The organism is Aeromonas sp. SG16, assembly GCF_024436135.1.
Lineage (GTDB): Bacteria > Pseudomonadota > Gammaproteobacteria > Enterobacterales > Aeromonadaceae > Aeromonas > Aeromonas jandaei.
This window is the reverse complement of sequence record NZ_JANFNW010000012.1, coordinates 95,211-108,631: the sequence shown is the minus strand read 5'-3', so window position 1 is coordinate 108,631 and position 13,421 is coordinate 95,211. Positions and strand designations below refer to the sequence as shown.

Here is a 13,421-nt window from a genome sequence, read left to right as displayed (position 1 = left end):
CGCTATCCTGCCGCTCTTTCACTTATCAACCCAAGGAATCGCCCCATGTCTCGCCTGCTTCTTTCCGGCCTGCTGGCTACCGGTCTGCTCTGCGCAATGCCGGCCTCCGCCGCCAGCGGCTGCTTTCTCTATGCCGATGGCAACGGTCAGACCCTCTCCAGCGAAGGGGACTGCTCCAGCCAGCTGCCGCCCGCATCCACCTTCAAGATCCCGCTCGCGCTGATGGGTTACGACAGTGGCTTTCTGGTGAATGAAGAGCATCCGGCGCTGCCCTACAAGCCGAGCTATGACGGCTGGCTGCCCGCCTGGCGCGAAACCACTACCCCGCGCCGCTGGGAAACCTACTCGGTGGTCTGGTTCTCCCAGCAGATCACCGAGTGGCTGGGGATGGAGCGCTTCCAGCAATACGTCGACCGCTTCGACTACGGCAACCGGGATCTCTCAGGCAATCCGGGCAAGCATGACGGTCTGACTCAGGCCTGGCTCAGCTCCAGCCTCGCCATCAGTCCGGAGGAGCAGGCTCGCTTCCTCGGCAAGATGGTGAGCGGCAAGCTGCCGGTCTCGGCGCAGACCCTGCAATACACCGCCAATATCCTCAAGTTGAGCGAGATCGACGGCTGGCAGATCCACGGCAAGACCGGCATGGGCTACCCGAAGAAACTGGATGGCAGCCTCAACCGCGATCAGCAGATCGGCTGGTTCGTCGGCTGGGCCAGCAAACCGGGCAAGCAGCTCATCTTCGTCCATACCGTGGTGCAGAAACCGGGCAAGCAGTTCGCCTCGCTCAAGGCGAAAGAAGAGGTGCTGGCCGCCCTGCCGGCGCAACTCAAGAAGCTCTGATCCCCACATAACCTGACGACAGGGCTGGAGGCCAAAGCTTCGCAGCCCGCTCCGATCATCAGGGTCAGCCCGCCGACACCGGGCTGACCGCCATCCGCACAAGAGACAAAAATGAAATTATTCCTGTGGCTGCTCTGGCTTCCGGCCAGCATGGCGCTGGCCGCCTGCGACCTCTCCGATCGCCTGAGTCGGCAAGGGGGAGTCATCCATGATCGGCTCAACCAGCTCGAATGGCAGGCGTGCAGCCTGGGCAGCGAGTGGCAGGAGGGGAAAGGGTGCGTGGGCACACCGGCCCTGCTGACGCTGCTTGAAGCCAAGGATGAAGCGGCCCGCCTTGGCGAGGGGTGGCGACTCCCCACCATCGAGGAGCTCTTCACCCTGCTCGACGAAGATTGCCGGGCGCCGATGACAGACCCCAACTTCTTTCCGGACATCCATGACAACGGGGAAAATGCCGCTCCCTACTGGACATCCAGCACCATCGAGGAGATGCCGGAACTGGTCTACTACATCGACTTTATACACGGAGTGATCGATGGCCATACCGATCGCTTCGCGCAAGCCGCCCGGCTGGTGCGCTCCCGCCCCTGAACAATCCACGGCGCCTGATGGCGCCGTTTTGCTCAGTTCACAGCCACTTCACACAAGCCCATCACCACTTCACGCCAGACTGACAGACTCGCTCCACAGAACAAGGAGACGTGTCATGGTCAAACAGATATTCACCCACAAGATCTTTCTGCTGCTGTTGCTCAGCCTGCTACTGATGGTACCGGTGCAATCCATCATGGAGCTGAACCGGGAGCGGCAGATTTACCGCAATCAGGCGATCCAGAGCATCATGGCCAGCAGCAGTGGCCCGCAACGGCTGATGGGGCCGGTTATCGTGCAGCCCTATACCCGTTCGGTGACGGTCGAGCAGGATGGCAAGCGCTTCGTCCGTCAGGAGCAGACCTATCGCTACCTGCTGCCGGAACAGCTCGACGTGCAGGCCACCATGGAGGTGACCCCGCGCAAGCTCGGTATCTATCAGGCGCAGGTCTATCAGACCCGGCTCTCCCTCTCCGGCCGTTTGCCGACAACGGCTCAACTACAAGAGAGCACGCCGCTCGCCGGGGATGATGAGCTGGTGGCAGGCAAACCCTACCTGAGTCTGGTGCTCTCCGATGCCCGCGGCATCAACAGCGTGCCCGAGTTGCAGCTCGGCAAGCAGCGCACCCCCTTTGCTCCGGGAGCCCGCCTCGGCAGCACCCAGGCCGGGATCCATGCTCCTCTCGATAGCCTGCCGCAACATGATGGCACCTTCCATCTGGAGCTCAATCTGCAGGGGATGAACGAGCTGGAAGTGGTGCCGCTCGGGCGGGAAAGCAAGCTGCAACTGGCAGGCAACTGGCCCCACCCCAACTTTATCGGTGACTTCCTGCCGGCCAGTCGCAGCCTCAATCAGGAGGGGTTCAGCGCCAACTGGCAGACCAGCTGGTTCGCCACCGACATGGAGAGCCGCTTCAACCGGGCGATGAACGGTGGGGAGGGTGTGTTGCCGACCTTCAGCGTCAGTCTGGTGCAACCGGTGGATCACTATCAGCTCAACGAACGGGCGGCCAAATATGCCCTGCTCTTCATCGGTCTTACCTTTATCAGCTTCTTCATGTTCGAGCTGCTCAAAGGGCTGCGGGTTCACCCGATCCAGTACGCGCTGGTGGGCATGGGGCTGGCCATCTTCTATCTGGTGCTACTGGCCCTGACCGAGCACCTCGGCTTTGGCTGGGCCTATCTGGTGGCCGCGCTGGCCAGCGTGCTGCTCAACGGCTTCTACCTCAGCCATGTGCTGGGTGGCCGGAAGCAGGGGATCGGCTTTGCTGCGCTGCTCGGGCTGGTCTATGCCATTCTCTACAGCCTGCTGCAGGCCGAAGAGATAGCTCTGCTGCTCGGCGCCCTGCTGCTGTTCGCCACCTTGGCGCTGATCATGCTGCTGACCCGCAAGCTCGACTGGTATCAGGTGATGGGGCAACAGAGTGTCGAGTCCCGCCCAGCCGGACATGAAAATGACGACTGAGGGCACAACCTCCGTCAATCTCTGACCTAGACAACAAAGGCTTCAGTCGGTTCTTCTCGAAAACAGCGGAACCGGCTGGGCCTTTGTCCGCCAATTTCCTAGCATGCAATCATGTTCCACTGGCGGACGATCACATGAAAATGCATCCGGGCAGGATCCTGCTCTATTCCGGCTTGCTATGGGCTCAGGGAGCTCTGGCCGGTACCCTCACCATTCATCCCGAACCGGTCGACGACCTCTTGCACAATCCCGGCGTCGGTATCGAAGAGTTTCACAACAGCTGGGGTCATCCCCTCTCTCTGGCCGAACATCCGGTCAGCACGGTCGACTACTTCCGCTTCTACTGGAGCGAGCTGGAACCACGGGAGGGCGAATACAACTTTGCCCTGATCGACAGGGCCATCGATCAGGCACAGCACGCCACCCCGAAACAGTCGATCGCCCTCAGGGTCATGACCCTTGATGAGCCCTTCTCTGGCAGCAAGATTCCGGAGTGGCTCATCAACAAGGGGATTCGGGGAGAGTGGGTGAACAACCACCAGACCTTTGTGCCCGACTACAGCGACCCGCAGTTCCTCGCCCGTGCCACCCGGCTGTTTCAGGCGCTGGGCGCCCATTACGATGGCAACCAGGCGCTGAGTCATGTCGACATCGGCATGATAGGTTCATGGGGAGAGTGGCACATGAGCAACTTCCCCGGCCCGACGCTGGAGCAGCGCTACAGCAGCGAGCAGCTCAAACCCTATGTTGATCTGCAGATGGCCGCTTTTCCGCGAACCCCCAAGCTGATGCTGATTAACAACCTGCCCATGTTCGAGTATGCCGTGGGCAAGGGAGCCGGCTGGCGGGCAGACTGCCTCGGCGACTGGCACCACTTCTCCCAAAGCTGGAGCCACATGCGCAATGCCTACCCGGAACGACTGGCGAGCGCCCGCGCCGATGTGGCGAACTTCGATTCCAGCTGGCAGCGGGCACCGGTCAGTTTCGAGGTGTGCGGCAAGCTGAGCGAGTGGCCAGGCCAGCAGCAGTACACCATGGAGGAGGTCAAGGCCACCTTTGACTGGGCGCTGGCCCAACACGCCTCCACCATCAATCTCAAGTCGGATCCGGTTCCGCCCCAATATCGACCCATCGTCGACAATGCCCTGCGCAAGATGGGCTATCGCATCGTGCTGGACCAGCTGACCCTCAAGGGAACCATGAAGCCGGGGGCTCCCCTTGCCCTCAACGGTGACTGGCACAACGACGGGGTAGCGCCGGCCTATCGCAACTGGCCACTCACCTACCGGCTGGTCAACGAGGAAGGGCAGGTCGGCGCCATGCTGGTGACCCGCAACGACATGACCCGCTGGATCCCGGGCCTCAAGGCTACCACTCGCGACAGCCTGACCCTGCCGGGCCGGATGGCACGCGGTCACTACTATCTCGAGCTGGCCTTCATCGGTCAGGACAAGCAGCCCGCTTTGCAGCTCGGCATTGCCGGTCTGGAAGAGAGTGGCTGGTATCGTCTGGCCGAGATCGACATCCAGTAACGCAAGAGGGCTCCCGCAGGAGCCCTCTTTCATCACATCAGCACGCTCTTTTTGAACAGGTCCCACACCCCGAACGAGAAGTGCTTGAAAATGTCGATGCCAAGGGCCGACTTCACCAGATAGAGCAGCAGCACCATGCCGCAAATCGCCAGCAGCAACAGCAGGGTGGTCAGCAGCACCTTGAGGTGAAAGCGAAAGCCGCTTTCCCGCCCGCGGTGACGGCGATCCCGTCCCATCAGCACCACCAGATAGAAGCGCCAGCGACCGATGCCGAAGGCGCTGTTGACGTTGATGGCGTGCGACTTGCCATCACTCATCAGCCACAGCGCCTGCTCGATACCGTTGCGCTGGGTTTCACTCAGGCTCTCGGCCACCTCGGGGGAGAGGGCACGGTAGAAGCGGTCTATCGCCCCCTGCGGTTTCTGCGGTAATTGGCTCATTGGTTTTCTCCTGCGGGTAGGCCCAGAGCCTTGTTGTAGACCGCCATGGTCTGGCCGGCGATCCGCTGCCAGTCATACCGCTGCAGATAGTCGCTGTAATCGACCTTGCCGCGAGTCAGCTGGGCGTTGAGTCGCTCTGCCAGCGCACTCACATCGCCGACCGGGAAATAGCACTCCTGTTGCAGCGCCACCGCCAGATTGGCGGGAATGTCGCTCACCACCACCGGCAGGGAGAAGGAGAGCGCCTCCAGCAGGGCGATCGGCAACCCCTCGTGATAGGAGGGCATGGCAAACAAGGCGGCTTGTGAAAAGACGCTGATCAGCGCCTCGCCATTGAGGAAACCGGTGCGGATCACCCCCGGTGTTTCATCCGCTATCCGCTGCAAGCGCTCACTGTAGGGAGTCGGGTGATCCGTATCCCCCACCAGCACCAGCGGCAGCTCGGTATCGAGCTGGCGATAGGCTGCGATGAGATCGTGCAGCCCCTTCTCTTCGACGAAGCGGCCCACCGCCACCAGATAGCTGCCAGCGGTCAGTCCGAAACGGGCCAGCGTCAGCTCCCTCTTGTCCGCTGCCGGTAGCTCGACCCGTTTCACCCCGTTGTAGATGAGGTGGGCATCCTGGCGATCGTACTGGCGGCGGATCGCCTCGTTGATCACTTCGGAGATGACTATCACCTCGCTGGCATAACGTACCGCCCAGCGCTCGCCAAGGTGTAATACCCACTTGGCCAGCGCCCCCCACTTCTGGCGATCATAGTCTGGGCCGTGATGGGTAAAAACCACCCGCTTGCCAAGCAACCTCAGCAGCGGTACCACCAGACCCGGGCCGATGGCATGGACATGCACCAGATCGCAGGCATGACGGCGGCAGTAAAAAGCCGCGAGCAGAGAGTGGAGGATTGCCTCCAGCGACTTCTTTTTGGGGGCGGGCAACGCCTTGAGAGCCACCCCTTCAAACTCGCCGCTTCGGTAATTCACATAAGGGGCGCGAGCCAGCACGGTCGCCGCCACTTCGAACTGGCGGTGCAGCTCCGGATAGAGGGACTGACAATGGGTTTCGACACCGCCCAGTACATGGGGGATCCCCCGGGTACCGAGTACGGTCACACTAATCTGCTTCATGATCTTCTCGAATGATTCTGGCGGGATTGCCCGCAACAACGGCGCGAGCCGGGACGGAACGAGTAACGACGGCGCCGGCACCGACACAGGCATGATCACCAATGGCGATGGCCCCGATGACGATGGCGCCGGTGCCGAACTCGACCCCGTCCCCCACGGTGGGCGAGAGGAGCTGGCCGCTTTGGCGATCAGGCTTGTTGCCCAGGGTGCAGTTGTGGCGCAGGGTGCAGTCACGCCCCATCTGCACGCCGTCACCGATGACGATATTCTGCGGGTGATAGAGGCGCAGACCCCAACCCAGCCGGGCTCTTGGCGAGATATCGAGGCCGCACAGCAGCTTGAATCCCTTGAGCAGCAACAAGCCGGGCAACCTCATAAAGCGGCCTCCCTGTGCCAGCCGGTAGCAGAGCAGGAACAGGCGCGCCGTCTTGCTCGGATTAAGCGCCAGTTCGGCTTTCAACTCGTGCCAGAAATTCATCTCTGTTTCTCCTCCAGCAACGACTGGTAGAGCGCCAGCAGAGCTTGCTGGTGGTTGGCGAGGGAGTAGTTGTCGATCAGCCGCTGGCGGGCCGAACGCCCCATGGCCGCCGTCTGCTCCGGCTCGGCCACCAGCCTGTCCATGCAGCGGGCCAGCTCGTCGGCATTGCCCGCCTCGAACAGCAGGCCATCGAGACCGTCGCGGATCTGCTCCGGAATCCCGCCAATTCGAGCCCCGATCACCGGTTTGCCATAGGCCATCGCCTCCAGTACCGACATGGAGCAGTTCTCGTACCACTCGGACGGCACCACCACGGCCTTGGCATGACGCAGCAGATCGAGCAGCTCCTCCCCCTGCTTGAACCCCAGCAGCTCGGCATTGGGATAATGCTGCCCGAGGTGCGCCAGCATCGGGCCACCGCCCACAATTTTGAGGCCCGCCGGCCGCGTCATGCGCTGATGGGCATGGGCAAGCGTCTCGACCCCTTTCTCGGCCATCAGGCGGCCGAGGAACAGAAAGTACCCCCGATCCTCTCCGCTTTCGCGGCTCGACTCGACATCTATGCCATTGAGGATCACCTCGATGCGGGAAGCGGGCAGCCGGGTACGAAGCATCCCGGCCATGAAGGCGCTCGGCGCCACCAATGCATCGACCTGCTCATAGTTGCGGCGCCACTGTTGCCAGGCCGCCTCGGCAGAGAGCAGCAGGCTCTTGCCCCATGACCCCTCCTGCCACTGATGGCGAAACAGCTTGAGCCAGGAACCCTCGATCCGGGTCAGATCGAACGGCTCGCCATCGACCAGCATGCTGTAGTTGGGACAGGCCACCTTGTAGTCATGCGCCGTCAGCACCGTCTTGCAGCCCAGGGATTTGGCCACCCGGATGATCGCCGGGGTGAGCTGGTGGTAGATGTTGTGAAAGTGAACGATATCGGGCCGCTCGGCACGGATAAGCTCCGCCAGCCGATCACAGGCCTCCTGATTGTGAATGAAGCGAGCGGCAATCTTCAGCCGATCGAAGAGCCCGTGCCGCTGGTGATAATCGACGTTGGCCGGAAAGTAGCCGCTCTGGGGCGAGGGGAGGTTATCCGGATGCTGCATGGCAAAGTCGATCACCTGATGACCCGCCTGACGCACCATCTCCCGTTCCTGAAAGAGGACGGTCTCGGCACCTCCCTTCATGAAAAAGAACTTGTTGGCAAAGAGCACCTTCACGGCAATGACTCCTGGATCAGACGATGGGCGGGCGCCTCGCGCGGGGAGCGCTGGGGCAACAGCAGGCCGCGCACCAGCCCGGCTGCATAGATGGAGAGGTTCATGACACTGCGCAGGGCATCTTGCAGGGAGCGGTTCTTCAACCACTTGAGAGCGATGAAGCCACCCAGCGGTGCCAGCGCGGGCAGCGGCAACCAGAACGGCAACCCGGCTACGAAAAGCAGCACGCAGAACAGGAGTGCCAGCAGGTAGAGCCCGAACAGCAGTTCGGAGCGGATCACCGACAGCACCTCGCGAAAATAGGGCTGCCCCCACGCCGAGCGCACCAGCTCGCCGCTGGCAAACAAATACCCCATGCGCCAGCGGTAACGGATCAGGGCAAGGGAGTCCATGGTGTGGGAGGTGTGAAAGAAGAAGGGAACATCAAGCCGCTCCAGCCGATAGCCCGCCTGACGCAGCCGGATACCCAGCTCCGCCTCTTCGTAACCATGCAGGTTGTGATTGGTGAGATAGCCGATCTGCTCGATGGCGCTGCGTCGAAACAGACCGCCGCCACACAGCCAGCGCGACTCGCCCAGCGGATAGATCTGGTTGATGCGCTGCTTGCGCGACTTGAACTCATAGCTGTGGGCATCATCCATCTCGGCCCGCCCGGCCACGCCACCGCACTCGGGATGGGAGTGCATATGCGCAATGGCGGCCGGCACAAACTCCGGCTCCAGCTTCATGTCGCCATCGAGCAGCAGCAGGAATTCCCCTTCGCTGAAGAGGTAGCCAAGCTGTGGCCCCACGCCACAACAGCGATCGGCCGGGTTGGTCAAGCTGACGACAGTGACTCCCAGCTGGCAGGCGATCGCCTGGGTACGGTCGGTCGAAAGACTGTCCGCCACGATAATCTGGTGGGAGTAGTCGGCCAGAGCGCTTCTGATGCTGGCAATGGTGTCGGCAATCCCTGCCTCCTCGTTGTAGGTCTTGATGATGACAGAGATAAGGGGGGATGGAGTCATGACACCTCACAGGAACGGGTGGCCTGCCGAACCGAAGAACGGATCACCAGGGCGGCACCCAGCACGAAATAGAAGAGGAACTGCTGCACCGGGATCAGCATTAGCAGCTGGCTGTAAGGCAAGCTCAGCAGACAGGCGATCCCGAACGCGATGAAAGCGGGTTGGTAGCTGAGCAGACGCACATCTGCCGCGCTCAGCAGCTGGCGATCCAGCAACGGACGGGGACGGCAGCACCAGAGCAGCAGAACGATCAGCACGATGAAGATCAGGGTGCCCATCAGTCCCACCTCCCACAGCAACACGCTGAGGGAAGTGGAGTCGAGCAGCACGTTGAACAGGGGGTTGAGAAAACCGGGCAGGGTGCTGCCATGGTTGGTGGTGTTGAGGCCATAACCAAACAGCAGATTGCTGAGACCGTGGTGATCACCGTTGCTGGCCCAGAAAAAGAGCGTCGTCACCCGCCCCAGCTCGCCGGTTTCCGGGTTAATGTGGTTGGGATCGAAGATATAGCCGAGGGAGTCGATAAACAGCGCAATGGCCCCCTGTTGTTCGGCCCCCTCGAACGCGGATGAGTAGGAGGCAGCCAGCACCAGAACGGCCACTGCCACCAGCGCCGTCATCGCCAGCGCAATCAGCAGCAGACGCTTGAGGTCATAGCTCTTCATCCCCCTGACATAGCTTGGCGAGAGCCAGACCCAGGCCAGCAGCAAGGGGGACAACAGGATGACGAACTTCACCTCGGCCAGCACGCAGATGGCAAAGGCGGCAAGAATGTGAAAAGCGACCGAACGACGCGAAATGAGGCCGTGGCGAAACTCGGAGAGCTTGATCAGCATAACCAGCAGGCAGAAGAAGCCGAGTGCACCGGTATTGCCGCCACCCATGGGATCCCCCCCGAAGGTACCGACCACAGAGTCCCACTTCTCAAACTCGCCGCGCATTGCCACCCGCTTCGGCACCACCACCAGCACCTGAAACAGCACCACCGGGATCTGCAAGTAGAAGACCCACTCCACCAGCTTCATGATGCGGTAAATCTGTGACTCGCGGCAGAAGCCGAGCAACAGACAGGGGAGCAGCAGAGAGAGCGCCAGCTCGTTCTTGAAACCGATGATAGTCACCATGCCCCCCTGCTGAAGCAGGGTGCCCAGCAGCGCCAGCACCAGCAAGCCGCAGTAGAGCAGCAGCAGCACCTTCTCCTGATAGTCGAGCCGCAGCGGGCTGTAACGCGTCTGCAGCGGCAGCAACATCAAGGTGGCAATCGCCAGCAGGAAGGGCAGCCAGAAGAAGGCTGTAATACCGGTGACGTACTGGGCCAGGCCGCAGATCACCAGCGACAGCAGCAGATTGGCCTGCATGATGAGGGCACTGTTCACGAGGCCAGCCCCATCCGCCCCTGCAACTCGGCAGCCCGGCGGTTGACCCGCAAAAAGACGAAGCCGTAGCGCACCGCAGTCAGCAGAGAGAAGGCCAGCACGCAGAGAGCGTACTCCTGCTGCAACCAGGGCAACAGCACGAAGGCAATCACTACGACCAGCAGCTGCTCAAGCTGGATCCGCAAAAAGTAGCGGGGCGAGCCAAACACCAGCTCGATTACGGTCAACGGGCAAATGGCCACCGCAGTAAAGACATAGGGCAACATGTAGCGGGAGGTATCGATGGAGGCGATCCACTCCGCATTGAAGAACCACTTCATCACCAACGGATAGCAGATGAGGATCCCGAGGGTGGCCGCACTGCCCATCGCCAGCAGCAGCCGCTTCACCTTGCGAAACTCCTCCCCGTTGAAACGGCGCTGGCGAAAATCCTCCGACCATCGCGAGAAGATGGAGTGGCGGATGGCGTTGCCGACAATCACCACGGGCGCCAGACAGAAGCGGTTGACCACGGCAAAGTAGCCCGCCACCAGAGGGGAAAACCAGAAGTTGATCAGCACGGTCGGCAGATTGGCCGTCACCATCGCCAGCACCTCGGCACTGCCAACACCAGCCAGATGAGCTTTATGGCGGGAGAAGAAGTGCTGCAAGCGACGCGGGGCAGCCTCTCTCAGCATGGAACTGTGCCAGGCAAAGGCAGACCACAACCAGCCCCCGATCACCAGCAGCAGCAGACAGGCCCATAACTGATAGAAGTGCGCCATGTCAGGGGCCAACAGCAGACAGAGCAGCACCACGGCGGAGGCCGAGATACGCTGCAGACCGAGCCGCTGGTAGTGGCCGGCCCGCAGGGCCAGATTCTCGGCGATGAGGATCAGCCCATGGGTCACGGTCAGCAGGTAGAGCGGCCAGAGCGGCAGCGAGAAAAAGCAGACCACCACCAGCACATAGGGGATGGGGAGCAGCCAGACCTGCAACAGGGAAAAGATCAGGTTGCCGGGCAGCTCGGTCTCCTCCAGCTTGGGTAACAGCAGTTGCGAGGCAAAGGTGGCAAGCTGAGCACCGATCAACACCAGACTGTAGCTGAGGGCATAGAGCCCGACCGCAGCCATGTCGAACTTGTGCGACAGTGACCAGACCGAGAACGCCCCGATCAGCTGGGATAACACGGAAGCACCCCCTATGGTGGTGATGCTGCGCAGCAGTTTCATAGCGCGCCCCGGGTGGGTGCACCACAGAATCTCAGGTTCTCCGCCCCTTCCAGATCGCGCTCGGCGACCTGGGTCAGCACTGTCCCCAACACCGCCACTCTGGCATCCCGCAGCTGTGCCAGCACGCTCAGCACCCAACTGGCCGGCAGCTGGCCGGACTGGATCACATGAATGGCCCCATCCAGCGGCTGCCCCAGCAGCAGGGCATCCTTGCCGACTTCCAGCGCAGGGGTGTCCACTATGATGCGGTCAAACTGCCCGGCAAGGGTTGCCAGCAGTTCGCTCCAGCGTGGCGAGCCAAGCAGTGCCAGCGGGGAGGAGACCGGCTGGCCAGCCGGCAGCAGGGTCAATCCCTCTTTTGGCACCAGACAGGCAGCCAAATCGGCTTCGCCTGCAAGCAGCTCGGCCAACCCCGGTCTGCCTGCCTGCCCGAGCAACTGGCGACCAAGGGAGCCCCGGCGCAGATCCCCATCCACCAGCAGCACCCGCTCATGGCGGGCAAAGCTGGCGGCGCAAAGTGCCGCCAGCGTCGACTTGCCCTCACCAGCACGGGTCGAGGTGATCATGATGCGCTGCAGCTGACCCGGTTCCAGCCGCATAATGGCGTAGAGGTCATCGGCACTGGCCCCTACTCTGGGATTGGCCGCCCCCACCCGCAGCAGGGCACTCTGATCTTGCAGGGCTGCCAGCCGCGGGATTTCACCAAGCACCCGCCCACCGAGCTGGGAGACCAGCTGGCTCAGACGATCCAGGGTATTGCGCAGAGCTCCGGCAGTGATGACTACCAGCACGGCAACCATGCCCGCCACGATCACCACCATCAGCAGAAACAGCATCTTGTTTGGTTTGGCAGGCAGCAAGGGCACCGATGCCGCGTCGTAGAGGATGGCATTCGACTCGTGCAGCTGAGCGTTCAGGCGGGTCTCTTCCTGACGGCGAAACAGCTCGTTATAGAGCTGACGGGTCTTGTCGATATTGTTCTTCAGGTTGTTGTACTCATCCTTCTTGACCGCCAGCGAGGAGAACTCCCGCTTCTTCTCGTCAAGCTGGGCGAGGTACTCCTGCTCCTTGCGCTGGCTGCTCTGGTAGCGATCCTCGATACCGTCGGCAATCTCCCGCATCAGCTGGTTTGACTGGGTATTGAGTGCCTTGATGCGCGCCTCTGCCTGCAGGATGCGGTCATGCTTGGGGCCATAACGCTTGGCCAGCTCGGAGAGCTCCTGCTGGGCCTTGATGAGGGCGATGCGCAGATCCTGCATCTGGGGGTGGTTGGAGACCTCGGGCAGGGAGGCCAGCGCCGCCGGATTGCGGCCGTACTCCTGAATGGACTGGAATTCGGCCTGCGCCGCCAGCCGCCGCTCGCGGGCATCCGCGTACTTGTTGGTGATGATACCGAGCTCTTCGGTTTGCAGACCATCTACGCCGCGAAACGTCAGCAGATCATTGCGGGCAAGAAAATCGCCGAGCTGCTTCTCCTGCTTTTCCAGACTGGCCTTTATCTCCACCAGCCGGCTCTGGTTCCAGTGCGATGCCGTTGTGTTGGCATCGACCCGCTCCTCCACATTGAGATCGATGTAGGTCTGGGCCACCTCATTGGCGACGCTGGCGGCCAGCTCGGGAGAGCGGGATTCGAACCCTATGCTGACCAGCTGGGTATCGCGCACCGGCGAGACGGTCAGGTGTCTGGCCAGATACTCCAGCGCATGCTGGTGGCGTGAGGAGGCATCCTCCTGATGTCCGGCACTCCAGAGCCCCTTGATGCGGCTCAGCCAGCTGTCCGGATTGGGCTGCCCGTTGAATTCCGGCAGCTCGGCCAAGCCCAGATGAGTAACCACCTTCTCGGCCACCCGGCGTGACTTGAGCAACTCGAACTGGGTGTTGTAGTACTCGCGGCGGCTGGTATCGACCCGATAGACGGGCTCGATAGGGGAAGCGCTGTTGGCATCTGCCTTCAGCAGCAGGGTCGCACTGGATTGATAATAGGGCGGCATGCTGAGGATAAAGGGGGCTGCAGCCAGGGTCACCACGGCGGCAAACAATACCACCTTCCACCAGTTCGCCTTGAGCACCCGCCAGGGGCCGCTGAAATCGAGGCGACTCTCTAGCGCACGGCCATTTTCAACCAACAATGAAGTCATGAAGA

General features: G+C 61.7%; 12 protein-coding genes. 4 read left to right on the top strand and 8 right to left on the bottom strand.

Going from position 1 to position 13,421, the window contains the following annotated elements; all coding sequences use genetic code 11:
- Positions 1–45: 45 nt before the first annotated feature.
- From blaOXA to NOM67_RS20315, 4 genes are all read left to right on the top strand, one after another.
- Positions 46–840: an OXA-12 family class D beta-lactamase gene (blaOXA, locus tag NOM67_RS20330; RefSeq protein ID WP_255939763.1), complete on the top strand. Its 795-nt coding sequence runs from the start codon at positions 46–48 to the stop codon at positions 838–840.
- Between the two features lie 111 nt (positions 841–951).
- Positions 952–1,431, top strand: a complete 480-nt coding sequence (locus NOM67_RS20325; protein ID WP_104016724.1) for a DUF1566 domain-containing protein — start codon at positions 952–954, stop codon at positions 1,429–1,431.
- A gap of 115 nt (positions 1,432–1,546) precedes the next feature.
- On the top strand, positions 1,547–2,896 hold the full coding sequence (gene creD / locus NOM67_RS20320; protein WP_255939759.1) for a cell envelope integrity protein CreD: 1,350 nt from the start codon (positions 1,547–1,549) through the stop codon (positions 2,894–2,896).
- A 134-nt stretch (positions 2,897–3,030) separates the two neighbouring features.
- Positions 3,031–4,428 carry a DUF4832 domain-containing protein gene (locus tag NOM67_RS20315; RefSeq protein ID WP_255939756.1) on the top strand — a complete coding sequence of 466 codons (1,398 nt, stop codon included), beginning with the start codon at positions 3,031–3,033 and terminating at the stop codon, positions 4,426–4,428.
- A gap of 32 nt (positions 4,429–4,460) precedes the next feature.
- Here the strand turns inward: NOM67_RS20315 and NOM67_RS20310 are convergent, their stop codons facing one another.
- The 8 genes from NOM67_RS20310 to NOM67_RS20275 are packed head-to-tail and all read right to left on the bottom strand — an operon-like array spanning position 4,461 to position 13,416.
- Complete coding sequence (locus NOM67_RS20310; RefSeq protein WP_255939753.1) at positions 4,461–4,868, bottom strand: hypothetical protein; 408 nt, start codon at positions 4,866–4,868, stop codon at positions 4,461–4,463.
- On the bottom strand, positions 4,865–5,992 hold the full coding sequence (locus tag NOM67_RS20305; RefSeq protein ID WP_255939750.1) for a glycosyltransferase family 4 protein: 1,128 nt from the start codon (positions 5,990–5,992) through the stop codon (positions 4,865–4,867). The genes NOM67_RS20310 and NOM67_RS20305 overlap by 4 nt, the downstream gene beginning before the upstream one ends.
- Positions 5,979–6,470 carry a serine acetyltransferase gene (locus NOM67_RS20300; RefSeq protein ID WP_255939747.1) on the bottom strand — a complete coding sequence of 164 codons (492 nt, stop codon included), beginning with the start codon at positions 6,468–6,470 and terminating at the stop codon, positions 5,979–5,981. The genes NOM67_RS20305 and NOM67_RS20300 overlap by 14 nt, the downstream gene beginning before the upstream one ends.
- Positions 6,467–7,684: a glycosyltransferase family 4 protein gene (locus tag NOM67_RS20295; RefSeq protein WP_255939744.1), complete on the bottom strand. Its 1,218-nt coding sequence runs from the start codon at positions 7,682–7,684 to the stop codon at positions 6,467–6,469. The genes NOM67_RS20300 and NOM67_RS20295 overlap by 4 nt, the downstream gene beginning before the upstream one ends.
- Positions 7,681–8,691 (bottom strand): glycosyltransferase family A protein, encoded by a 1,011-nt coding sequence (locus tag NOM67_RS20290; RefSeq protein WP_255939741.1) that lies wholly within the window; start codon positions 8,689–8,691, stop codon positions 7,681–7,683. Before NOM67_RS20290 ends, NOM67_RS20295 begins: the two co-directional genes overlap by 4 nt.
- Complete coding sequence (locus NOM67_RS20285; protein ID WP_255939738.1) at positions 8,688–10,067, bottom strand: capsular biosynthesis protein; 1,380 nt, start codon at positions 10,065–10,067, stop codon at positions 8,688–8,690. Before NOM67_RS20285 ends, NOM67_RS20290 begins: the two co-directional genes overlap by 4 nt.
- Positions 10,064–11,278: a lipopolysaccharide biosynthesis protein gene (locus NOM67_RS20280; RefSeq protein ID WP_255939736.1), complete on the bottom strand. Its 1,215-nt coding sequence runs from the start codon at positions 11,276–11,278 to the stop codon at positions 10,064–10,066. The genes NOM67_RS20285 and NOM67_RS20280 overlap by 4 nt, the downstream gene beginning before the upstream one ends.
- Complete coding sequence (locus tag NOM67_RS20275; protein ID WP_255939734.1) at positions 11,275–13,416, bottom strand: polysaccharide biosynthesis tyrosine autokinase; 2,142 nt, start codon at positions 13,414–13,416, stop codon at positions 11,275–11,277. Before NOM67_RS20275 ends, NOM67_RS20280 begins: the two co-directional genes overlap by 4 nt.
- Between the last annotated feature and the right edge of the window lie 5 nt (positions 13,417–13,421).

Bases quoted from the DNA above. Each gene is read 5' to 3' on its own strand.
- NOM67_RS20325 (WP_104016724.1), top strand. From the start codon at position 952: ATGAAATTATTCCTGTGGCTGCTCTGGCTTCCGGCCAGCATGGCGCTG.
- NOM67_RS20280 (WP_255939736.1), bottom strand. From the start codon at position 11,278: ATGAAACTGCTGCGCAGCATCACCACCATAGGGGGTGCTTCCGTGTTA.
- creD (WP_255939759.1), top strand. From the start codon at position 1,547: ATGGTCAAACAGATATTCACCCACAAGATCTTTCTGCTGCTGTTGCTC.
- NOM67_RS20315 (WP_255939756.1), top strand. From the start codon at position 3,031: ATGAAAATGCATCCGGGCAGGATCCTGCTCTATTCCGGCTTGCTATGG.
- blaOXA (WP_255939763.1), top strand. From the start codon at position 46: ATGTCTCGCCTGCTTCTTTCCGGCCTGCTGGCTACCGGTCTGCTCTGC.
- NOM67_RS20275 (WP_255939734.1), bottom strand. From the start codon at position 13,416: ATGACTTCATTGTTGGTTGAAAATGGCCGTGCGCTAGAGAGTCGCCTC.
- NOM67_RS20305 (WP_255939750.1), bottom strand. From the start codon at position 5,992: ATGAAGCAGATTAGTGTGACCGTACTCGGTACCCGGGGGATCCCCCAT.
- NOM67_RS20300 (WP_255939747.1), bottom strand. From the start codon at position 6,470: ATGAATTTCTGGCACGAGTTGAAAGCCGAACTGGCGCTTAATCCGAGC.
- NOM67_RS20290 (WP_255939741.1), bottom strand. From the start codon at position 8,691: ATGACTCCATCCCCCCTTATCTCTGTCATCATCAAGACCTACAACGAG.
- NOM67_RS20310 (WP_255939753.1), bottom strand. From the start codon at position 4,868: ATGAGCCAATTACCGCAGAAACCGCAGGGGGCGATAGACCGCTTCTAC.